Source organism: Bacillus sp. UNC125MFCrub1.1, assembly GCF_000701305.1.
In the GTDB taxonomy this organism is placed as follows: domain Bacteria; phylum Bacillota; class Bacilli; order Bacillales; family Bacillaceae; genus Bacillus; species Bacillus altitudinis.
Genome location: NZ_KL370769.1, coordinates 963,924 through 986,319, shown reverse-complemented (window position 1 = coordinate 986,319; position 22,396 = coordinate 963,924). Strand labels below are relative to the sequence as shown.

Sequence of the window (22,396 nt, the reverse complement as noted above, 5' to 3'; positions counted from 1 at the left end):
CCTATAGTGTATCTTTATCACATCTTCGTTGTCTACATGTTAAAATAAACAAAGACGGGAATGATAAAGGAGGATTCATAGGCTGTGATCACCATTGATGAGCAAATGACGCACGATATTCCATTTTTACATATCGTAAAAGCTGAAAATAAAGACAAACCACTGCCACTTGTATTTTTTATACATGGATTTACAAGTGCACGCGAGCACAACTTACACTTCGCCTTTCATTTGGCGGAAAAAGGCATGAGAGTCATTTTGCCTGACTGTGCTTATCATGGTGTAAGATCAGAAAACCTCAGCTTAGAGGAACTGGCATCAAAGTTTTGGGAAATCGTCCTAAACGAAATACGTGAAATCGATATACTTAAGACACATTTTCAAGAAAAACAATTGATTGAAGCTGATCTAATAGGTGTTGCAGGTACATCTATGGGAGGGATCACGACCTTTGGTGCACTTGCAAAGCATGATTGGATTAAAGCGGCAGTCAGCTTGATGGGCAGTCCGAAATATACGACATTCCTACAAGCACAAATCATGGACATGCGTCACAAAGGGTTGATGAAAGATATCACGGACGAAGAAGTCAATCAGCAATTAGACGCTCTGCGTCCTTATGATTTAACGCTGCAAACAGATCGATTAAACAAAAGACCGCTGTTATTCTGGCATGCAGAAAACGATCCAGTTGTCCCTTACAGACATGCAAAAGCTCTTTATGACGAGTTAGCAGAAACCCAATATAAAGAAGATCCGCACCTGATTCGTTTTATTACAGATGGACAGGCTGGCCATAAGGTCTCAAGACAAGCGATGTTTGAAACGATTGATTGGTTTGTGACACACCTGAAAAGCACAAACGTTTAGCCAAAAGGAAAAGTACGTTATACTAGTTGAAAAAGGAGTGGATATCATGGATGAAGCATTGAAAGAAAATATTTTAGGCGCCCTAGAACAGGTGATTGACCCTGAGTTAAACGTAGACATCGTCAACCTTGGACTTGTCTATGATGTCGATCTTGATGAGAATGGAAAAGCGGATATCACAATGACTTTAACATCAATGGGGTGTCCCCTTGCACCAGTTATCGTGGATGAAGTGAAAAAAGCATTAAGTGACTTGCCTGAAGTGAAAGAAACAGAAGTTCACATCGTATGGAATCCACCTTGGACACGTGACAAAATGTCAAGATACGCTAAAATTGCGCTTGGTATTCAATAAGCACAAAATGAAAAATGCCTGGTATGAGATAAACTCGTACCAGGTTTTTTTATGAAAAATTAAGGTAGAGGAGGAGTATGGCTTGATATAATGGATGTAATTTTATAGAACGGAGTACCTATAATGAAACGAAAGTGGATATGGATCGTTCTTTTGATGGGATATGGTGCTGCCTTTTTTGCATCAGTCTCTATACGTGAAGGTCAAGCACACAAAAGACAAGGACTTGAGGCGTTTACAGATGTGAGTCACCTCATGCCGGTCAAAATAAAAAAAGTCGTGCAAGGAAAAGAAATAGAATCTTTAAAAGAAGTATTAGAAGAAGCAAAAGAGAAAAATCTGCCCATTTCAATCGCCGGAAAGCAGCATAGTATGGGCGGCCACACGTATTATGAAAATGGCATTGTACTAGACATGACGAAATTTCGCCGAATCGTATCATTTAATGAAAAAAAGAAGACCATTCGGGTCCAAAGCGGCGCCACATGGGATGATATTCAAAAATATGTGAACCCATATGGTCTTGCAGTAAAGGTGATGCAATCTCAAAACATCTTTACAATTGGTGGCTCGTTAAGTGCAAATGCACATGGACGGGACATTCGCTACGGCTCACTTATTGACACTGTGCGCTCTTTCACACTGTTAAAAGCAGATGGAGAGATCATCACAGTAAAGTCTAGCGATGATTTATTTACTGCCGTGATTGGAGGATACGGCTTATTCGGTGTCATTTTAGATGTTGAGCTTTCCTTAACAAAGGATGAATTATATAAAATGGAGACAACCTCTTTACACTTCGATGAATACACTGATTATTTTCAAAAGCATGTAAAGAACAATAAAGAAGTGCGCATGCATCTCGCAAGAATCTCTACAGCGAAAACAAATTTTTTGAAAGAGATGTATGTGACGAATTATTCGCTTACTTCTGATCAACAGATCGATCCATACCGCGAGCTCAAAGAAGATCAGCTCGTCATCCCTTTAAAATTTATGCTCGGCCTTTCGAGAAGATTTGATATGGGGAAAGATTTGCTATGGAACTTGCAAAAGAAGTATTTTCAAAGTCAAAATGACCAGCTGATCACAAGAAATAACGTGATGCGGTCTGATTCTGCTTTTTTAGAATATGAAAATGAGTCAGATACCGATGTGCTTCAAGAATACTTTGTTCCAGTTGATCGTTTTCGTGCGTATATCGATGACATGAGAGGTTTTTTACAACAGGAAGAATTGAATTTAATGAACATCACGATCCGCTACGTACAAAAAAATGAAAAAGCGGATCTCTCATATGCGAAAGAAGATATGTTTGCACTTGTTTTGTTAGTGAATTATGGTTTTGAGAAAGAAGAGAAGGCAGAAGCAGAGCGGGTCATCCGGCAAATGACAGATATCACCTTGCGGCACCATGGAAGCTATTACTTACCATACATGCCTTATCAAACGAAAGCACAAATGAAACAAGCGTATCCAAAAACCGATCTATTCTTTCAAAAGAAAAAGCAAGCAGATCCAGATGGCAGATTTATCAACTACTTTTATGAAAGGTACAATACACAATGAATACTAAAGCAATGAAATGGTTCGTCTATTCACAAAGTCTACTGTTTTTCGCCAGTAGTCTCATTTTCCCTTTTTATATTCTTTTTATTAAAAATGTTGGGTCGAGCTATTCTCAATTTGGTCTTGCTTATGGTCTGTTTGGTTTGAGCGGTGCGTTCATTCATTTATTATTAGGAAAACTTCCTGAAACGACCGACAGGCGTCTCTTTTTAATCATTCATTCGTTTGGTATGGCGTTTCTTCTTCTCCTTTTTCCACATATCACAGAAGTAGAGCAAGTTTATATGATTCAGCTTGCCTTAGGTGTGCTAGGTGGTGTTCAGAAGCACGGAGAGAAACTACTCGTCACCGAACTCACAAACGAGAAAAAGCGAATGAAAGAAGTTGGGCACTATCATTTTTGGACAGCGCTTTTTTCATCCATCGCCATTATGCTTGGCGGCCTGTTTGCTGATTTCTTCACCATTCATTTGATTTTTTATGCAAGTTCCCTATTATATTTATGCAGTACGCTTCTGGTCCTCAATATGAAGAACAATAGATAAAATCCGCATGTCTCACGAAGATATGTGGATTTTTTTATGAAAAAAAATGAAAACAAATATTAAATATACAATTGAATTAATTTTTATACATGTTATAATGTTAAATAATTTCACAAAGATCAAGAGGGTGTATTGACGTTGAAAATAGGTATTATAGGTGCTACAGGGTACGGTGGTGTGGAATTAGTTCGTATCTTTAAGCAGCATCCACATGTGGAGGAATGTATATTGTATTCATCAAGTGGTGATGGGCAATTATACAGTCAATCTTATCCGCATCTGACAACGATTACTGACCAAACATTAAAAGCCATTGATCCGGCTACCATTGTGCAAGAAACAGATGCTGTGTTTTTAGCGACACCAGCAGGCGTTTCAAGTGAACTCACACCGAAGCTCATGAATCAAGGGGTGCCAATTATTGATTTATCAGGTGACTTGCGCATTCAAGATGGAACTGTTTATGAAGCGTGGTATAAACGAAGGGCAGCGGATGAAGCATCGGTTCAACAAGCTGTATACGGATTATCTGAATTGAATCGTGAAACCATTAAGCAAGCGGAAGTCATTGCAAACCCAGGCTGCTTTCCTACTGCAGTTCTTCTAGGATTAGCACCGCTGATGAAACAGAATTTAATCGATGAATCTATGATCATAATAGATGCAAAAACCGGGGTGTCCGGTGCAGGACGATCAGCCTCACTTGGCACACATTTTTCAGAGCTGAACGATAACTTTAAAATTTATAAGGTGAATGAACATCAGCACACACCTGAAATAGAACAAGTACTTAGAGAATGGAACCCGCAAACGGCGAACATCACATTTTCAACACATCTTGTCCCGATGACAAGAGGGATTATGGCGACGATGTATACACAATTGAAATCAGATGTCACAAAAGAAGAATTAATGAAACGGATGAAGGACTTTTATGAAGATTCCTATTTTGTAAGAGTGAGAGATCACGGGATATATCCGCAAACAAAAGAAGTATACGGCAGTAACTTCTGTGACATTGGTTTTCATTTAGATGAGCGAACAGGCAGACTGACGATTGTATCTGTCATAGATAATCTCATGAAAGGCGCAGCCGGCCAAGCGGTTCAAAACTTCAATATCATCAAAGGCTTACATGAAGAGGCGGGCCTCACAATGACACCTCTCTATCCATAAGAACAGGGGAGACAACAAACATGATCGAATTGAATGAAAAAAGTATTGTCAAAATTGACGGGGACGTATCATCACCAAAAGGTTTTGAAGCAAAGGGGATTCATATAGGATTACGCTATTCAAAAAAAGACCTTGGCTTGATCATCAGTGAAGTACCAGCAGCGAGTGCAGCGGTATACACTCAAAGTCACTTTCAAGCTGCGCCTCTTCAAGTCACACAAAAAAGCTTGAAAAAGACGGGCAAACTAAAAGGTGTCATTGTCAATAGTGCCATCGCCAACGCATGTACAGGTGAGCAGGGATTAAAAGATGCATACGACATGCAGGCAGCCTGTGCAGACATGTTAGGCACAGAGCCTGATTACATTGCTGTTTCTTCTACTGGTGTCATTGGAGAGTGTCTGGATATGGATAAAATCAAAACAGGCATCGCTCAGCTAAAAGAAGCAAAAGCAGGAAATGGCCACTTTGAAGAAGCGATTCTAACAACAGATACAGTCATTAAAAATACGACATACTCCTTGACGATAGACGGGAAAGAGATTCTCATTTCTGGTGCAGCAAAGGGCTCTGGTATGATTCATCCGAACATGGCAACAATGCTCGGGTTTGTCACAACCGATGCAAATGTCGAACAAGAAGCTTTGCAAAATGCTCTTCGTGACATTACAGATGTGACATTTAATCAAATTACCGTCGATGGAGAAACATCAACTAACGATATGGTGCTTGTGATGGCAAATGGAATGGCAGAAAACCAGGCACTGAATGAAGAACATCCAGAATGGCCATTGTTTAAAGAAGGATTAAAACTAGCCTGCGAAGATCTAGCAAAAGAGATTGCAAGAGACGGAGAAGGCGCAACCAAATTAATCGAAGCGAAAGTTGTTGGTGCAAAAAACAACTTAGAAGCTGGTATTATTGCAAAAAAAATCGTAGGTTCAAGTCTTGTGAAAACAGCCGTATACGGTACGGACGCCAACTGGGGCCGGATTGTCGGAGCAATCGGTCATAGCGCAGCTTCTGTCACGCCAGAAGAGGTTGAAGTTTACTTAGGCGGGCAATGTCTGTTTAAACATAATGAACCCCAGTCTTTCTCAGAAGAGGAAGCAAAAGCGTATCTAGAGCAGGATGAGATTACGATTTTCATTCAAATGAATGAAGGAAATGGTGAAGCGGCCGCATGGGGCTGTGACCTTACCTATGATTATGTGAAAATTAACGCGAGCTATCGCACATAATGAAGGAGATAGACATGGATAAAACGATCGTGTTCAAGTGTGGAGGCAGTGTCATTCGAGAACTTTCCGATACCTTTTATGAAAATGTCCGCTCACTTCAAGCTGCTGGATTTAAACTGGCTATCGTACATGGCGGAGGTCCTGAAATTACGAGCATGCTGCAAAAATTAGAAGTGAAAACGGAATTTGTAGATGGACAGCGCAAAACAACAAAGCCGGTGTTAGAGGTAGCCGAAATGGTCCTTTCAGGAACGGTGAATAAATACTTTGTTTCAGAGCTGGCAAAGCATGATATATCATCTGTCGGTGTATCTGGTAAAGATGGACAGATGCTTGTCGCCGATTTTCTCGATCAAGATGTATATGGGTACGTTGGCGAAATCAAAGAAGTCAATCCAGAGATGGCAGAAGCACTAATGGAGAAACAATTCATTCCCGTCATTGCGCCGCTATCTATGACCGAAGAATGCCAAACGTTAAATGTAAATGCTGATCTTGCAGCATCAGCAGTCGCAGGAGCTATGAAAGCTGATAAGCTCATGTTTGTCACAGATGTGGAAGGAATTTTAAAAAATGGTGAGCTGTTAGACGTTGTCACCGAACAAGAAGCGCTCAAGCTCATCGATGAAGGTATTATTTCCGGGGGAATGATTCCAAAAGTGCAATCTGCGCTAAGTGCTTTATCAGGAGATGTGGATGAAGTCATGATTGTGAATGGAAAAGGCAGTATTTTTACAGGAGATACCTTTAAAGGAACTCGAATTGTAAAACAAAAGGAGGCGGTCCTGTGAGTCATCTCTTTCAAACGTACGGACGGTGGAATGTTGAAATTAAAGAGGCAGAAGGTTCTTGGGCAGTTGATACAACTGGGAAAAAATATTTAGACTTTATACAAGGCATTGCGGTCACGAATTTAGGTCACAATCATCCAAAGGTCAATCAAGCCATCAAGAAGCAGCTTGACGAGGTCTGGCACGTATCAAATCTATTTGAAAATGGACTGCAAGAAAAAGCAGCGGAAAAGCTGGCAGCAAACAGTTCAGGAGATCTCGTATTTTTCTGCAACAGCGGGGCTGAAGCGAATGAAGGGGCTATCAAATTGGCCCGAAAAGCAACAGGTAAAACAAATATTGTGACGTTTTTGCACTCTTTCCATGGGCGCACGTATGCTGGTATGGCTGCCACAGGTCAAGATAAAATCAAAACTGGTTTTGGACCGATGCTGGAAGGCTTTCATTATATACCGTTTAATGACCCTGAAGCGATCACAGCGTGTGAAATCGATGATGTCGCAGCTGTCATGCTGGAAGTGGTGCAAGGTGAAGGTGGAGTGAATCCAGCTACAGCTGAATTTCTAGAAGCCGTTCAAACGTTTTGCAAAAAACATCAAGCACTTCTGATTGTAGATGAAATCCAAACGGGTATTGGGCGAACAGGGACAGCATTTGCCTATGAGCAATCGGGACTTGATCCTGATATTATTTCAGCCGCAAAAGGTTTAGGAAATGGGTTTCCAGTCGGTGCAGTGATAGGGAAAAAAGCTTTAGGGGATGCATTTTCTCCAGGCTCTCATGGCACAACATTTGGTGGGAATATGCTCGCTATGTCAGCTGTGAACGCAACCCTTGATGTAATATTCAAAGAAGACTTTCTTTCAGAAGTGAAAGAAAAGGGTGCGTACCTCTTAAAGAGACTACAAGAAGTCAAACAGCTGAACATCGTGAAAGAAGTACGAGGCAAAGGATTAATGGCAGGAATTGAGTGTCATCAGCCAGTAGGTGATTACATCACAGCCCTTCGAGCGCAAGGTTTGCTGGTGCTTCCAGCTGGTCCGAATGTCATTCGTTTATTACCTCCACTGAATGTCAAAAAAGTTGAATTGGATCAAGCAATAGAAGCGATCATTCAAGTGTTAGCAAATGAAGCAGTAACGGTCTAAATTTTTTTACACTAGAACGCATAAACATGCATTTATATTATTAATTATTCAATATGGGGTGACACAAGCATGAAAGGTTATTTAAATTTAGAAGATGGAGCCTCTTTTGAAGGAGATCTGACAGGAGAAGCTGGCATGACAGGTGAAGTGGTCTTTTTTACAGGGATGACAGGTTATCAAGAGGTGCTCACAGATCCTTCTTATAAAGGACAAATCATTGTCTTCACATATCCGCTCATTGGAAATTACGGCATCAATCATGAAGATTTTGAGAGCAAAAAACCACAAGTAAAAGCGGTCGTTGTCTATGAGGCGGCTGACCATTTTTCTCATCACCTTGCAGCCGTAAGCTTAAAAGATTATTTACAGAAGTGGAATATTCCGCTTCTTACACATACAGATACTCGCGCAGTCGTGCAGAACATTCGAGCAAATGGAACGATGAATGCAGTGCTTAGTTTAGACGAAAATGAAACGCCACCTGCAATGAAGCAAGACAATGTGGTTGAGCAGGTCACAGAAGATGAAGTATACACACAAGGCAGCGGCGAGGATCATGTAGCGCTCATTGATTTTGGCTTTAAAAAATCAATTGCGGACTCACTCGAAGCGCGCGGCTGTAAAGTCACAGTGATTCCGTACAAACAAATGGAAAAGGTATTTGATATCAAGCCAGATGCGATCCTTTTGTCAAATGGACCTGGAGATCCAAAAACAATGAAGCCATATTTAAAAACCATTCATGACATCATGATGACCTTCCCGACACTAGGCATTTGCTTAGGTCATCAATTAATTGCTCTTGCGCTTGGCGGGGATACGTATAAGCTTCCTTTTGGCCACCGCGGGGCGAATCATCCGGTACAAGATACAGAATCAAAACGTGTCTTTATGACAAGCCAAAATCATAGCTATGTGGTCAATGAAAAAAGCATGAATGACAAAGAAGTGGACGTCAAATTCCTCCACGTGAATGACGGATCTGTTGAAGGATTCATTCATAAAGAGAAGCTGATAATGTCCGTTCAATTTCATCCAGAAGCACATCCAGGCCCTGCAGAAAGTGAATGGGTATTCGATGATTTTATTGAGAAAGTGAAACAAGCAAGGAGAGAAGTCGCACATGCCTAAAGATCAAAGCATACAAACCATTCTAGTCATCGGGTCCGGTCCAATCATCATTGGTCAGGCAGCAGAATTTGATTACTCAGGAACACAAGGTTGTATGGCCTTAAAAGAAGAAGGCTACAACGTCATCTTAGTGAATAACAACCCAGCAACCATTATGACAGACGAGTCATTTGCTGATGAAATTTATTTTGAACCGCTTTCAGTTGATTCAGTGACAAGAATCATTGAAAAAGAGAAACCAGATGGTCTTTTAGCCAATCTTGGAGGACAGACGGCTTTAAACCTTGCTGTCGAGTTGGAAAAAGCCGGTGTGCTGAAAAAGCATGGGGTAAAACTGCTCGGAACGTCAGTTGAAACAATTGAAAACGGTGAAGATCGTGAGAAATTCCGTGCTCTCATGAAGCATTTGAATGAACCTGTACCAGAAAGTGAAATTGTGGATAATGCGAAAGACGCCCTTCAATTTGCAAAAGAAGTGGGCTTTCCTGTCATTCTTCGACCAGCCTACACACTTGGTGGTAAAGGGGGAGGCATCGCTTTAACTGAAGAGGCTTTTAAACCGCTGATTGAAGGTGCTCTTCTAGCGAGTCCGATTCATCAGTGCTTAGTTGAAAAAAGCATTGCTGGCTTTAAAGAAGTCGAGTATGAGGTCATGAGAGATTGTCAAAATACGTGTATCACTGTATGTAACATGGAAAATATCGATCCAGTTGGTGTGCATACAGGTGACTCGATTGTCGTTGCACCGTCACAGACATTAACGGATCAGGATTATCAAATGCTCCGTTCAGCGAGCTTAAAAATCATTTCAGCGCTTGATGTCGTTGGCGGCTGTAATATCCAGTTCGCTCTTGATCCACTTAGCAAAGAATATTTTGTCATTGAGGTCAACCCTCGGGTCAGCCGGTCTTCTGCTCTTGCATCGAAAGCAACAGGCTATCCGATTGCCAAAATGGCGGCAAAACTTGCGGTCGGTTATACACTAGATGAATTGAAAAATCCGCTTACAGGAACAACGTATGCTAGCTTTGAGCCGGCACTCGATTATGTCGTGGTGAAATTCCCGCGTTGGCCGTTCGATAAATTTAAACAGGCAGACCGGAAATTAGGCACAAAAATGAAGGCGACTGGTGAAGTCATGGCGATTGACCGTAATTTAGAATCTGCCATTCAAAAAGCCGTCGCATCACTTGAAATCAAAACAAAGGGCTTCCACTTGCCTGAACTGAAAGAACATTCGACTGAACAGTTATTTGAATTAATCAAAACACCGGACGATCGCCGTTTCTTCGCTGTCATGGAGCTGCTTTCCAGACAAGAAACCGTTGAAACGATTCATGAAACGACGAAGATTGATCTGTTTTTCTTACATGTTTTCAAGAATATGATCACACTCGAACAAGAATTGAAGAACCATCAGGGGACGCTATCCAAAGACACCTTAAGAAAGGTGAAAGAAAAAGGCTTCCTTGATGAAACAATCGCTTCTCTGACGGATCGCAGTGAACAAGATATCAGACAGCTTCGCCAAGAGTATGGCATTGCCGCTTCATTTAAAATTGTCGATACATGTGCGGCTGAATTCGATGCAAAAACGAATTACTTCTATTCTACGTACTTTGGCAAAAGTGATGGAGAGCATCAAGAGAAAACAAAGGAGCGTGCACTCATCATTGGCTCTGGTCCGATTCGAATTGGGCAAGGGGTCGAGTTTGATTATAGTGCCGTTCATGGCGTTCTTACTTTACAAAAGCTTGGATTTGAAACCATCATGATGAACAACAATCCAGAAACGGTTAGTACCGATTATGAGATTGCAGATCGTTTATACTTTGAGCCGATCACGTTAGAACATATTTTAAACGTAGTTGAAGCGGAGCAAATTGATTTTGTCATCGTTCAATTTGGCGGGCAGACAGCAATCAATGTGGCGGAAGGTTTAGAAAAAGCCGGCGTTACCTTGTTAGGCACGTCCTTTGACACACTAGATGCATTAGAAGATCGCGATTTATTCTATCAGCTTCTTGATGAACTGAATCTTCCTCATGCAAAAGGAGATACAGCACATTCAAAAGAAGAAGCACTGGAGCATGCTGCAAGCATCGGGTACCCTGTTCTTATTCGTCCATCATATGTCATTGGGGGAATGGGCATGATCGTTGTCCATACAGAAGCTCAATTGGTAGCAATACTTGATCAGCCAGATCATTTACCTTATCCGATCTTAATTGATGAGTACGTCGCTGGAAAAGAAGTGGAAGTGGATCTCATTTCAGACGGAAAGACGACATTCATTCCAACAATCGTTGAGCATATTGAAAAAGCGGGCGTACACTCAGGTGACAGCTTTGCCATCTTGCCAAGTGTCTCTATTAGTGAAGACATCAAAGAGCAGGTGTATAACGCTTCTGAACAAATCGCAAAGAAATTAGCTTTTAAAGGCATTATGAATATTCAATTTGTGATAAAAGGGAACCAGGCGCTCGTATTAGAGGTGAATCCTCGGGCAAGCCGGACTGTTCCAGTTGTAAGTAAAGTCATGGGTGTTGACATGATCCCAATGGCGACTCAGCTGTTAGCTGGTGCAACGCTTGAAGAATTGAAACCGGCAACGAAGAATAAGGGGGGCACAGCTGTTAAATTCCCAGTCTTCTCCTCACATGCCATTCAAGATATTGATTTAAAGCTCACACCTGAAATGAAAGCGACGGGTGAAGGAATGTGTGTAGGAAAGAACGTCGAAAGCGCCTTGAAAAAAGTGTTTGCACCGATCTGGAAACAGAAAGGAAGCCTCTTTATACAAGGCAGTGAATTATTCGTAGATGAAGCAAAACGAGCAGGCTTTGACGTCTGGACTGGCAGCTTTGAATCGTGGCTGAAACAAGACGATAAATCGCTTCACATTCATTTAGGTGATGATGAAGAGGCAAAAGAACAGCGTGTAAAAGCACTCACACATGGTGTTCAAGTTCTAACCGAATATGAAACAGCGCAAGCGTTCCTGCAAGGAAAAGATGGAGATGTATCACCAGTATCTCTCCACGAATTATATAAAAAGGAAGTGACGGCATGAGCCAAGTCGACGTGCAACCGGCATTATACGGAAAAGACTTTTTATCGTTAAAAGACTTTTCGATCAATGACATTGCGTACTTAATTGAAAAAGCAGAAGAAATGAAACAACATCCATATCAAGATTTATTCAAAGGAAAAACATTAGCGATGATCTTTGAAAAATCTTCAACTAGAACCCGTGTCTCGTTTGAAGCGGGCATGACGCAGCTAGGCGGACATGCGCTCTTCCTCAGCTCAAATGATCTGCAAATTGGCAGAGGAGAAACGATTGGTGATACAGCGCAGGTGCTGTCTGGGTATGTAGATGGCATTATGATTCGAACCTTTGAACATGAGAAGGTAGAAGAACTTGCAAAATACGCCTCTATTCCAGTGATCAACGGACTAACGGACTACTCTCATCCATGTCAGGCACTGGCTGATTTACTGACGATTAAAGAAGCAAAAGGCACACTAAAAGGTGTGAAAGTGGCGTACATCGGTGATGGGAATAATGTGGCTCATTCCTTAATGGTTGGCTGCGCGCAGTTAGGCTGTGACATTGCCGTTGCATCACCAAAAGGCTATGAACCTCTTCAAGAAGTGACAGAGACTGCCCAGGCGTTTGCAAAACAATCAGGCGCAGAAGTCATCGTCACAACAGATCCAGTAGCTGCTGTTCAGGATGCAGATGTCATTTATTCAGACGTATTTACAAGCATGGGACAGGAAGCTGAAACAGAGAAACGTCTAGCTGAATTTAAAGAATATCAAGTCAATGAGGAACTCATGCAACATGCAGCAGCAGATTATATCTTCCTTCATTGTCTGCCGGCACACCGAGGAGAAGAAGTGACGGCTGATATCATTGATGGACCACACTCTAAAGTATTCCAGCAAGCAGAAAATCGCTTGCATGTGCAAAAAGCGTTAATCAAAGAGCTCATGTATCAACAACCTAAATAAATCACAAGTGTCCCTGTCTCGACTGAGCAGGGACTTTTTACATGTTGGATTGGAGAGACAATGGACGGGACATAATAACATCAATCGAGAAAGGAGGATGGAAATGGGTCAACAGCATCAGTTTAAATCTGGTAATAAGGCACCTAATAATGGTGTTTATATCGAAATCGGTGAGACCGGTAGTATGGTGAAAGATCCTTTAAAGATAAAGCTTAAAGCAGGAGACGTCTTTCCGGATAACTCGAACCATAACCGTGTTTGGACTTACCAAAGAAAGCCGTAAGCAATTGACTAAGAGTCCATATGAATAAGTCTTTAGAGGCATGTGTCATGCCTCTTTTTTCTTTATAATAAAAAACAATTAAGTTCCAATTTTCAAATAAATAGTATGAAAAAAAGAAAGATTAAGGTAAAATATGTAAGAATAGTATAAGGTTGAAAGGATTTGTGTGATGGAAAAGATGAATCTCAGTGAAAGTGTTTGGAATAAACGCTTCACCTCATTGTTCATATCAAGACTCATAAAAAATACAGGAGAAAGTTTTGCTTTTACATCCGTTCTTTGGTTATTGATTTTAAGAGGGGATGGAGCGCTCGGTACCGGACTTCTTCTAGCAGTGACAGTTCTTCCTTCATCATTGTTGGCCCCAATACTAGGACCTCTTATGAAAAGACATCATTTATCTAAATGGATGTTTGCTTCAGATGTCATTCGAGCAACCATTGTACTCATTATTCCACTACTGCATTTTTCGCACATATTGCCTCTATGGTTATTGATCTCATTAATGGTTATTCAATCGGCAACAGGTGCAGCCTATAACCCGGCTTCTGTGGCTATCCTTCCGCAGATTGTTCCAAAGCATCTCATTCAAAAAGCAAATGCGATCCTGCAATCATCTTTTGAAATTGTCGCACTTGCTGCGGTGATGGTCGCTGGTCTTTTGGTCAAATTAATTGGACCTGCAGATACGCTCCTGATCACCACTGCTTTATTTATCATATCGGGCTTGTTCATTATTGGCGTTAAACTCCAAAAGTCAGATGCAGAAAAAGCAGCAGACATTAAACAAGCAAAGAATACATATCTGTATAACTTAAAAAGAGGCTTTCTAGTCGTTAAAAATCATCATATTTTATTTGCACTGACCCTTTATTGTATTTTAATGAATGTCGCTGCAGCTCCGTGGCAGGCATTATCCGCTGTATATGTAGCAGAAGCGCTGCAAAGTGATTCAATGGTGTATTCCATTTTAAGAGGTGTCGCCGCAGTCGGTGCGTTTATGATGGGCTTTGCACTGGCGAAGGTGAAAATCAAAAGGTTTGGCTTGTTCTTTATTGTCGCAGGCATGATTGAAGGAGCTGCATTCTTTATCACTGGAATGAGTACATGGCTTCCAGTCGTTCTTCTAGCTTCCTTTATTTTTGGTGCAGCCGTCAGTGCGATCAATGTTCCAGAGATGGTCATTATTCAAACGTCTGTTGACCAAGAAGATCAGCCGCAAGTATATGCCGTGATCAATGCGTCATCAAATGTCTTTCTCCCGCTTGCAGCCGTCATATCGGGCGTCCTGGCAGAACGCTTTGGAGCAGGACCTGTCATTGCGGGGGGCGGTGTGCTTGAAATTTTATCGGGCATCGCGATCTTCCTGTTCACAGGGCTTGCGAAAAGCCATTTGTCAGCAGACAAACAGAAGTCCGAAACGGTTGAGGTGTAACTCAAAAACCCCCTGTAATTAACGGCAGGGGGTTTTAGCGTGCGCTCTCAACTTCTGGTCATCATTCTGAAAAAAAGAAAAAGAGCTAATCTCAAATCATTAGCTCTTTTCCAGCAATATTAAGAATGTTCTGTTGAACTTTCTGTTTCTTTCATTGGACTTACTTCAGCAAAGATGAATAAAATAACCGTAAACACTATGGCAAGAATGGAAGTTAACGTAAAATCATAAGCAGCTCCATTCATAGATGCAACGATGTAACCAGCCATATGTGTCAGCAGAAAAGTCCAAATGAGGGTGATAATGTAATGCATTATTCCACCGTCCTTTATGTAACAATCTATTGACTATCATACCATAGATACGAGTTCAGAGAAAAGACTGTTTTCCGCCTTTATGTGACCATTTTGAGACCTTCTACTATAAAAATAAAAAGAATTCTTCTGTCTTTAGGGGATTTCCTTATTCCTACAAGAGTTGTTGTTCATATCATAGAAAGCAGAATCACTGAAAGGAGGCTGGCCATATGGGTGTAAGCGAACGTTTTTTCCAGCTTGGTTCCCAGTGGAACGTCATTCACCTTCCTCAAAAACCAAATGGCTTTGGCATTCTAATCCTCGGTGACCGAAATCACTTTGTGCAGGAAAATACATCATTCTGGCTTCAGCATTACGGAAGAAACCAGCTTTTAACTGCTTTAAAGGATGAAGGATATACATTGTTTAATAGTCATCTTCATGGGAATCACTGGGGATGTGAAGATGCTGTTTTTAGTGCGAAACAGCTTGTTCATCACACATTAAAACAAGAAATATTAAACCGGGAAATTCATGTGCTGGCAGAGGGAATGGGTGCACTTGTCGCCATGAGTCTTGCCGAAGAAATGCCAGAAGTGCTAAGGTCTATAGCCATGATGAATCCATGTTTACACCTGCAAGCACAAAGAGAAAGAGAAAAGGAACACAAATTCTTCTACAAACAGTTCATGAAAGAACTCGCACAGAGCTATGGGTGCTCTGCAAAGGAAGCAGAAACGTATCCACTTCCTTCTTGCCCCGTTCATTCAGCTCATGTACCGATTCATATATGGCAGAGACTAAACGGCGCACCGTATGCCTATGAACTACATGCAAAGCCTTTTATTGATCAACATATGATGAATCCAGACCATTGTCAGATGGACCTTACCTTGCATATGTTTGATCATCCAAGAAGAATCTTTCAGTCCATTCACAAGTTTTATAAATCGCATGAAAGAGAATTGTAATGAATAGGATGATAACAGCCCTTCATGGAAAGGGCTCTTCTTTTTATTCGATATGCTAAAAAAGGGGACATGAACATGGAAACAGGACTGATCATAGGTGCAGATGAATTTTTTGGCCTGACACTTTGTGAATATATGATGAAAGAGGGCATACAAGTGGATATCACATATCCTAAGGAGAAGTCAGAGGAGCAAAAAATGTTATTAGAAGAGCGGATGATGTGGCTTGGCCGCAATGATCTTGTCCGCGTTATTGATGGTCAAGATAGGAAAGAGGCATATGACCTGATCTTTTTTCAATCAGATGATTCAATGAACAGAGAGACAGACCTCGAAGCGAAGCATGGCATATACCGCTTGTTTTACGAAGAACCCCAAAGCCATTCGCATGAACAAAGCGTTTCGGCTGTTATCCTTCCACGCATGTTTGGTCCGTGGTCACTCCATGAAGAGAGACGAACAAAGGATGATCACGCATTTTTTGTAGAAGATGTCGCAAAGGAGCTTTTAAAGTGGGCACGCACCGATCAAAGGCAGGAAATGATCCATCAATTAAAGGTAGAAAGACAAACAGGTGACAAACAAGCAGAAGAAATCATAGCAGAATGGAAAAGACAAAACTCAACATTTTTCGACAAAAAGCAAGAATGATCTTCCATCTTATCTTTTTTCAGTATAAAATAAACCTATATTTAACATACAGGTTCATGCCTGCGTGTTGCAAAGGGAGTTGAACATGGCATGAAGTACCAGCGGCTTGTCATGATCTTTTCGTTCCTTCTTCTTATGCTATCTGCCTGCTCGCAGGCGCCGTTAAAAGGACATATTGAGAAGGTGGGTTTACTCGTCCCCGATACGATTAATGATCAAGTTTGGGGAACGAAAGGTTATAAAGGCTTATTAAATATCCAATCAACATTTGGTGTAGATGTTTATTATAAGGAAGGGATGGTCGACAAGGAGAAAATCGTTGATGCCATTGAAGAATTTCATAAAAAAGGAGTCAATTTGATTATTGGCCATGGCAATGAATACAGCGAAATTTTCAACTTGATCAGTGAAGATTATCCGAAAACACAATTTATCACGGTCAATGGAGGCAAGCCTCAAGCTGATAATGTCACAAACGTCACGTTTAAAGGAGAAGCAATGGGCTTTTTCGGAGGCATGACAGCAGCACATATGTCCAAAACAAAAAAGATTGGTATTCTGGCTACATATGATTGGCAAAGTGAAGTAGACGGTTTTATCAAAGGTGCAAAATATCAGGACGAACATGTGCAAGTCCTAGCGGAATTTGTCGAAAACTGGGATGATGCTGACAAAGCGGTGAACCTCTATCAAAAATTGAAAAAACAAGGTGTAGATGTTGTGTATCCAGCAGGTGATGGTTATAATATCCCTGTCATTGAACAAATCAAAAACGACAATTTATCTGCGATCGGATATGTCACTGATCAATCCAACCTTGGAAGCCATACGGTGTTAACTAGCACAGTACAGCATGTCGATAAAGCGTACAGTATCATTGCGAAGAAGTTTAATGAAGGCAAGCTAAACGAACAAGGTGAGTACTCCTTTGACTTTAAAGAAGGAGTGATCGAAATGGGGAAATTTAGCTCAACCATAGACCGTGCTTTTGTGAAAGACATTGAGAAGGATATTGCGAATTACAAAAAAACAGGCAAATTGCCAAATGAAAAGTGAGGACGTTAAACATGCAGCACGAAAAATCGATGGAGTTTTTACAAATTGCGATGAAGTATTTTCCACAAGCAAAAGAAGAATTAGATAAAGCAGGTATTCAGCTTGATCCACAAGCACTTCAGCCGCTTCTCTCTTTGTTTACATCTGTCATGCAAGAGGCATATGAGCTTGGAAAAGCAGATGCAGCATCAGAAAAAGCCACAGAATAGTGGCTTTTTTTTATGATAATTTTTTCTTGAAGGCACTAATCATAGGGCCGACATCTTTAAACACAGGCTTCAGCTCATCGATGGAGTTCATAATGTTTCCAATTTGATTCATGACATGCATGTAGTCAATGGAGTCATCACTTGAAGAAGTCTCTGCACGCTCCTCCTTTTTCTCTGTCTTGCTTTTCTCCTTTTCAAGCGGCTGACCAAACATCATTGCTGAGAAAATATCCTTTTGCGCCATATCACATGTTCCTTTCTACTATTGGTATATCATTAATCTATGAAAAAAGTGAGAGGAAAGGTTAGACGTTTGTATTGCCAAGGAGAAAAAAATAAGGTAAAATTAGTACCAGATACTAATATAAGATCACAATATCACATGCTCGTATGAGTAAAAGGAGTCTTATTCAATGAATGCTGGAATTATTGGCCTTGGCCGCTATATACCTGAAAAAGTATTAACAAATCGTGATTTAGAAAAAATGGTTGAAACTTCTGACGAGTGGATTCGTACTAGAACAGGTATAGAAGAAAGAAGAATTGCATCTGATGATGTCAATACATCTCATATGGCGCTTGCTGCTGCAAAAAAAGCATTAGCTGACGCAGATGTGGCTGCAGAAGATATTGATATGATTCTTGTAGCGACAGTTACGCCAGATCAAGCATTTCCGACAGTCGCTTGTATGATTCAAGAGCAGCTCGGTGCACATAAAGCATGTGCAATGGATATTAGCGCTGCCTGCGCTGGCTTTATGTATGGGCTTGTTACTGGAAAACAATTTATCGAATCAGGCACTTACAAACACGTGCTTGTCGTTGGTGTAGAAAAGCTTTCTCGCATTACCGACTGGGATGACCGCAACACAGCTGTTTTGTTTGGAGATGGAGCAGGTGCTGCTGTACTAGGAACAGTCAGCGAAGGCAAGGGAATTCTATCATTTGAGCTTGGAGCCGATGGAAGAGGCGGGAAGCACTTGTACTTAGATGAAAAAGATCATACAATCATGAATGGAAGAGAAGTATTTAAATTTGCTGTGAGACAAATGGGCGAGTCAAGCGTAAACGTGATAGAAAAAGCTGGACTATCAAAAGAAGACGTAGACTTCTTGATTCCGCATCAAGCAAACATTCGCATTATGGAAGCAGCACGCGAACGCTTAGAGCTGCCAGTTGAAAAAATGTCGAAAACAGTCCATAAATATGGAAACACATCAGCAGCATCCATTCCAATTTCACTATGTGAAGAAATCGAAGCCGGAAAAATTCATGACGGCGATGTGATTGTAATGGTTGGTTTTGGTGGCGGATTAACGTGGGGCGCAATCGCTATGCGATGGGGCCGATAAAAGAGTGGGGTGCACAAATTAATGGATAAGAAACGAGTAGTTGTTACAGGATTAGGTGCTTTGACACCTCTTGGCAACGATGTAGAGACAACATGGAAAAATGCTGTAGCAGGTGTATCAGGTGTTGGCCCGATCACACGTGTTGATTCAAGTGAATATACAGCAAAAGTAGCTGCAGAACTAAAAGATTTTAACATCGAAGATTACATGGAGAAAAAAGAAGCGAGAAAGATGGCACGCTTCACACAATATGCAGTCGTTGCTGCTCAAAAGGCTTTAGAAGATTCACGCCTCGAAATTACAGATGAAAACGCACCTCGTGTTGGGGTATGGGTTGGATCTGGTATTGGCGGACTTGAAACATTCGAAGAGCAATTCGAAGTGTATTCAAATAAAGGAGCAAGACGCGTAAGCCCGTTCTTCGTTCCAATGATGATTCCAGATATGGCGACAGGTCAAATTTCAATTGCACTTGGCGCAAAAGGGGTTAACTCTTGTACAGTGACAGCATGTGCGACAGGAACAAACTCCATTGGTGATGCCTTTAAAGTCATTCAGCGCGGAGATGCAGATGCGATGATTACAGGTGGAACAGAAGCACCATTAACGAAAATGTCGTTTGCTGGTTTCTGTGCAAACAAAGCCCTTTCGACAAATCCTGATCCAGATACAGCAAGTCGTCCATTTGATAAAAACCGTGACGGATTTGTTATGGGTGAAGGAGCGGGAATTGTTGTTCTTGAAGAATTAGAGCATGCGTTAAAACGTGGTGCGACCATTTATGCAGAAATCGTTGGCTACGGTTCAACTGGAGATGCATACCATATCACAGCACCTGCTCCAAACGGAGAAGGCGGCGTACGTGCAATGAAAGAAGCAATTCGTGATGCAGGTTTAACAGTGGAAGAAATTGATTATATCAATGCCCACGGAACAAGCACACCGTATAATGATAAGTTTGAAACAATGGCGATTAAAGAAGTGTTTGGAGAGCATGCGAATCAGCTTGCGATTAGTTCGACAAAATCAATGACAGGTCATTTACTTGGCGCAGCAGGCGGAGTAGAAGCGATTTTCTCTGTTCTGGCGATTAAAGACAGTGTCATTCCGCCAACGATTAACCTTGAAACACCAGATGAAGAATGTGATCTTGATTATGTAGCAAATGAAGCACGTTCAAAAGAAGTACAAGTTGCGTTGAGCAACTCACTTGGTTTTGGCGGGCACAATGCGACAATTATCTTCAAAAAATACGAAGCGTAATATGTCTTAAGAAGGCGGCGATCTATAAACAGATCGCCGCCTTTTTGCATATGATGAAAATGGAGGTGTTCAGCGGTATGGGTCTGATCAATACACAATATCTCATTGAGCAATCATCATCATTTCAGGAGCTGGCGGCACGTTTTGTCCCTTATTTTAAAGGAGCGGAGAAAAAAGAAGGATCATCTATTCTCGCCCATTTACAACATCACGGAATGGTGCGATCATGGAACGCCTGCCAGGAAATGATCGACAAGCTCAAAGAAAAAGGGTATTTCAAGCTTGTGATGAAAGAATACAAAGCGCTGCAAAAAAAGTGGGGAGGTCCTGATGTCCCCGTCTTTATTTTGCCTGTTAATGAGAGCAGCAAAGAGATCAGAGAACAATTTTACTTTCAATCCGGCATGGCATTTGATGACAAAATCTTTCTTTTTTTATCCCCGCATACACCAAAGGAGCGAATCGGTACGTTGCTGACGCATGAATATCACCATGTATGTAGGTTGCATTTTCTCACGAAAGAAGAAAAAGATTTTACATTCCTTGATACAATCATGATGGAGGGGCTCGCTGAATATGCTGTGTATCATAGATATGGAGAAAGCTATACAGCAAAGTGGACGACTTTATATGACGAATCGCAGCTGCAGCGCATGTACAAGAAATGGGTATCCAGTCACCTTTATCAGAAAGTGCAGGACGACGAAAGGCTGATACAGAATCTCCTTTATGGAAAAGGGAACTACCCCAAAATGCTTGGCTATGCCACTGGATTTTATATCGTGAAAAAGTATTTCGATGAGCACCGAATCAGCGAGGAGTCTATGATTGCGGAGCCAGCGGAAACGTTTTTAAAGGCGATAGAATCGTAAAGACAAACATTCACAAAAAAAGTGACATATTACAATTTTACTAAATACTTCTTGATTTCGTCATGCTGATGTAATAATATACAAATATAAATTTTGATAATTCTTTTTATTCTAAAAAGACGGAATTTTTCGATTCGGTTCATTTGATCTATGGAGAAAGGGGCGAATGCATGAGCACACTGCTTGAAGTGCAAAACTTAAAAACCTATTTTTTTCGAAAAAAGGAACCAATACCTGCTGTTGATGGCGTTGATTTTAGTATCAAAAAAGGGGAAACAGTCGCATTAGTCGGTGAGTCTGGGTCTGGTAAAAGTATTACGTCTTTATCCATCATGGGTCTGATTAATGGGACTGGTGGGAAGATTATGGATGGTTCCATTAAGCTTGATGGAAAAGACCTTGTTACATATAGTGAAAAGGAATTGTGCAATATTCGTGGTAATGATGTATCCATGATCTTTCAGGAACCCATGACCTCACTTAATCCCGTCTTAACCATCGGGGAACAAATAACAGAAATCCTCATTTACCACAAAAAACTTTCAAAAAAAGAAGCGACCAAAAAAGCGATTGACTTGCTAAAGCTTGTAGGCTTTTCCAGGCCAGAACAAATCATCAAAGATTACCCGCACCGTTTATCCGGCGGTATGCGTCAACGAGTCATGATCGCCATTGCGCTAAGCTGTGATCCGAAGCTCCTCATTGCGGATGAGCCGACTACTGCGCTCGATGTGACCATACAAGCCCAGGTGCTGACCTTAATGAAAGATTTATGTTCGACCTTTGGTACATCTATACTTCTCATTACGCACGATTTAGGTGTTGTGTCGGAAGTAGCAGACCGTGTCATTGTCATGTACTGCGGACAGGTTGTTGAAAATGGAACCGTTGAAGAGTTGTTTGATCAGCCGCTTCATCCATACACAGAAGGACTGCTTGAATCCATTCCGGTCATTGACGGAGACATTCAGCCATTAACGGCGATAAAAGGGAATGTCCCTGCGCCAGATCAGCTTCCCGCAGGATGCCGTTTTGCGCCAAGATGCCCGAAAGTAATGGAACGCTGCATAGGTGAATTGCCCAAACTGACAACCTTTGAAAATGGTAGAAGCGTCAGGTGTTTCTTATATGAGGAGGCAAGCCAAACATGACACTTGCTGAA

Annotated in this window: 23 protein-coding genes; 21 read left to right on the top strand and 2 right to left on the bottom strand. The window is 41.3% G+C overall.

Annotation, left to right across the window (positions count from 1 at the left end; translation table 11 throughout):
• Nucleotides 1–84 precede the first annotated feature (84 nt).
• The 13 genes from N521_RS17815 to N521_RS17755 all read left to right on the top strand — a co-directional run bounded on the left by N521_RS17815 (nt 85) and on the right by N521_RS17755 (nt 14,564).
• Nucleotides 85–870: an alpha/beta fold hydrolase gene (locus tag N521_RS17815; protein ID WP_017360185.1), complete on the top strand. Its 786-nt coding sequence runs from the start codon at nt 85–87 to the stop codon at nt 868–870.
• Nucleotides 871–916: 46 nt separating this feature from the next.
• Nucleotides 917–1,225: a metal-sulfur cluster assembly factor gene (locus N521_RS17810; RefSeq protein WP_003211530.1), complete on the top strand. Its 309-nt coding sequence runs from the start codon at nt 917–919 to the stop codon at nt 1,223–1,225.
• Nucleotides 1,226–1,348: 123 nt separating this feature from the next.
• The gene (locus tag N521_RS17805; RefSeq protein ID WP_035392452.1) at nt 1,349–2,794 is read left to right on the top strand and encodes an FAD-binding oxidoreductase; all 1,446 of its coding nucleotides are present in this window, start codon (nt 1,349–1,351) and stop codon (nt 2,792–2,794) included.
• Nucleotides 2,791–3,339 (top strand): MFS transporter, encoded by a 549-nt coding sequence (locus N521_RS17800; protein ID WP_035392451.1) that lies wholly within the window; start codon nt 2,791–2,793, stop codon nt 3,337–3,339. The genes N521_RS17805 and N521_RS17800 overlap by 4 nt, the downstream gene beginning before the upstream one ends.
• Nucleotides 3,340–3,477: 138 nt before the next feature.
• Nucleotides 3,478–4,515, top strand: coding sequence for an N-acetyl-gamma-glutamyl-phosphate reductase (gene argC, locus N521_RS17795; RefSeq protein ID WP_035392660.1), 1,038 nt, complete (start codon nt 3,478–3,480; stop codon nt 4,513–4,515).
• A gap of 20 nt (nt 4,516–4,535) precedes the next feature.
• Entirely contained in the window at nt 4,536–5,756 is a 1,221-nt protein-coding gene (argJ, locus tag N521_RS17790; RefSeq protein WP_007499060.1) for a bifunctional ornithine acetyltransferase/N-acetylglutamate synthase, read from the top strand.
• A 14-nt stretch (nt 5,757–5,770) separates the two neighbouring features.
• A complete protein-coding gene (gene argB, locus N521_RS17785) occupies nt 5,771–6,547 on the top strand; it encodes an acetylglutamate kinase (protein ID WP_017360181.1) in 777 nt (258 codons plus the stop codon).
• Nucleotides 6,544–7,695, top strand: coding sequence for an acetylornithine transaminase (locus tag N521_RS17780; protein WP_035392449.1), 1,152 nt, complete (start codon nt 6,544–6,546; stop codon nt 7,693–7,695). The genes argB and N521_RS17780 overlap by 4 nt, the downstream gene beginning before the upstream one ends.
• Nucleotides 7,696–7,764: 69 nt before the next feature.
• Nucleotides 7,765–8,826 carry a carbamoyl phosphate synthase small subunit gene (locus N521_RS17775; protein WP_017367005.1) on the top strand — a complete coding sequence of 354 codons (1,062 nt, stop codon included), beginning with the start codon at nt 7,765–7,767 and terminating at the stop codon, nt 8,824–8,826.
• Entirely contained in the window at nt 8,819–11,899 is a 3,081-nt protein-coding gene (locus N521_RS17770) for a carbamoyl phosphate synthase large subunit (RefSeq protein ID WP_035392446.1), read from the top strand. Before N521_RS17775 ends, N521_RS17770 begins: the two co-directional genes overlap by 8 nt.
• Nucleotides 11,896–12,846 (top strand): ornithine carbamoyltransferase, encoded by a 951-nt coding sequence (argF, locus tag N521_RS17765; RefSeq protein ID WP_017360177.1) that lies wholly within the window; start codon nt 11,896–11,898, stop codon nt 12,844–12,846. Before N521_RS17770 ends, argF begins: the two co-directional genes overlap by 4 nt.
• 103 nt (nt 12,847–12,949) lie before the next feature.
• Nucleotides 12,950–13,129: a YjzC family protein gene (locus tag N521_RS17760; RefSeq protein ID WP_008348517.1), complete on the top strand. Its 180-nt coding sequence runs from the start codon at nt 12,950–12,952 to the stop codon at nt 13,127–13,129.
• 169 nt (nt 13,130–13,298) lie between these two features.
• The gene (locus N521_RS17755; RefSeq protein WP_007499050.1) at nt 13,299–14,564 is read left to right on the top strand and encodes an MFS transporter; all 1,266 of its coding nucleotides are present in this window, start codon (nt 13,299–13,301) and stop codon (nt 14,562–14,564) included.
• A 119-nt stretch (nt 14,565–14,683) separates the two neighbouring features.
• Here N521_RS17755 and N521_RS17750 read toward each other — a convergent pair whose 3' ends face one another.
• A complete protein-coding gene (locus tag N521_RS17750) occupies nt 14,684–14,878 on the bottom strand; it encodes a YjzD family protein (protein ID WP_008348514.1) in 195 nt (64 codons plus the stop codon).
• A gap of 212 nt (nt 14,879–15,090) precedes the next feature.
• Here N521_RS17750 and N521_RS17745 point away from each other — a divergent pair, with 212 nt between their 5' ends.
• From N521_RS17745 to N521_RS17730, 4 genes are all read left to right on the top strand, one after another.
• Nucleotides 15,091–15,831 (top strand): hypothetical protein, encoded by a 741-nt coding sequence (locus tag N521_RS17745; RefSeq protein ID WP_007499048.1) that lies wholly within the window; start codon nt 15,091–15,093, stop codon nt 15,829–15,831.
• Nucleotides 15,832–15,906: 75 nt separating this feature from the next.
• Nucleotides 15,907–16,482: a hypothetical protein gene (locus N521_RS17740; RefSeq protein ID WP_017360175.1), complete on the top strand. Its 576-nt coding sequence runs from the start codon at nt 15,907–15,909 to the stop codon at nt 16,480–16,482.
• 90 nt (nt 16,483–16,572) lie between these two features.
• Nucleotides 16,573–17,538: a BMP family ABC transporter substrate-binding protein gene (locus tag N521_RS17735; protein WP_008348509.1), complete on the top strand. Its 966-nt coding sequence runs from the start codon at nt 16,573–16,575 to the stop codon at nt 17,536–17,538.
• Nucleotides 17,539–17,549: 11 nt separating this feature from the next.
• Entirely contained in the window at nt 17,550–17,747 is a 198-nt protein-coding gene (locus tag N521_RS17730) for a ComZ family protein (protein WP_008348507.1), read from the top strand.
• Nucleotides 17,748–17,757: 10 nt separating this feature from the next.
• Here the strand turns inward: N521_RS17730 and N521_RS17725 are convergent, their stop codons facing one another.
• On the bottom strand, nt 17,758–17,991 hold the full coding sequence (locus N521_RS17725; RefSeq protein WP_008348506.1) for a hypothetical protein: 234 nt from the start codon (nt 17,989–17,991) through the stop codon (nt 17,758–17,760).
• Between the two features lie 169 nt (nt 17,992–18,160).
• Here N521_RS17725 and N521_RS17720 point away from each other — a divergent pair, with 169 nt between their 5' ends.
• The 4 genes from N521_RS17720 (at nt 18,161) to N521_RS17705 (ending at nt 22,385) form a co-directional block, all read left to right on the top strand.
• Nucleotides 18,161–19,099 carry a beta-ketoacyl-ACP synthase III gene (locus N521_RS17720; protein ID WP_024720058.1) on the top strand — a complete coding sequence of 313 codons (939 nt, stop codon included), beginning with the start codon at nt 18,161–18,163 and terminating at the stop codon, nt 19,097–19,099.
• A gap of 21 nt (nt 19,100–19,120) precedes the next feature.
• Nucleotides 19,121–20,362 (top strand): beta-ketoacyl-ACP synthase II, encoded by a 1,242-nt coding sequence (gene fabF, locus N521_RS17715; protein WP_008348501.1) that lies wholly within the window; start codon nt 19,121–19,123, stop codon nt 20,360–20,362.
• A gap of 77 nt (nt 20,363–20,439) precedes the next feature.
• The gene (locus tag N521_RS17710; RefSeq protein ID WP_017360172.1) at nt 20,440–21,234 is read left to right on the top strand and encodes a DUF2268 domain-containing putative Zn-dependent protease; all 795 of its coding nucleotides are present in this window, start codon (nt 20,440–20,442) and stop codon (nt 21,232–21,234) included.
• A 170-nt stretch (nt 21,235–21,404) separates the two neighbouring features.
• Nucleotides 21,405–22,385 carry an ABC transporter ATP-binding protein gene (locus N521_RS17705; protein WP_035392443.1) on the top strand — a complete coding sequence of 327 codons (981 nt, stop codon included), beginning with the start codon at nt 21,405–21,407 and terminating at the stop codon, nt 22,383–22,385.
• Nucleotides 22,386–22,396 lie beyond the last annotated feature (11 nt).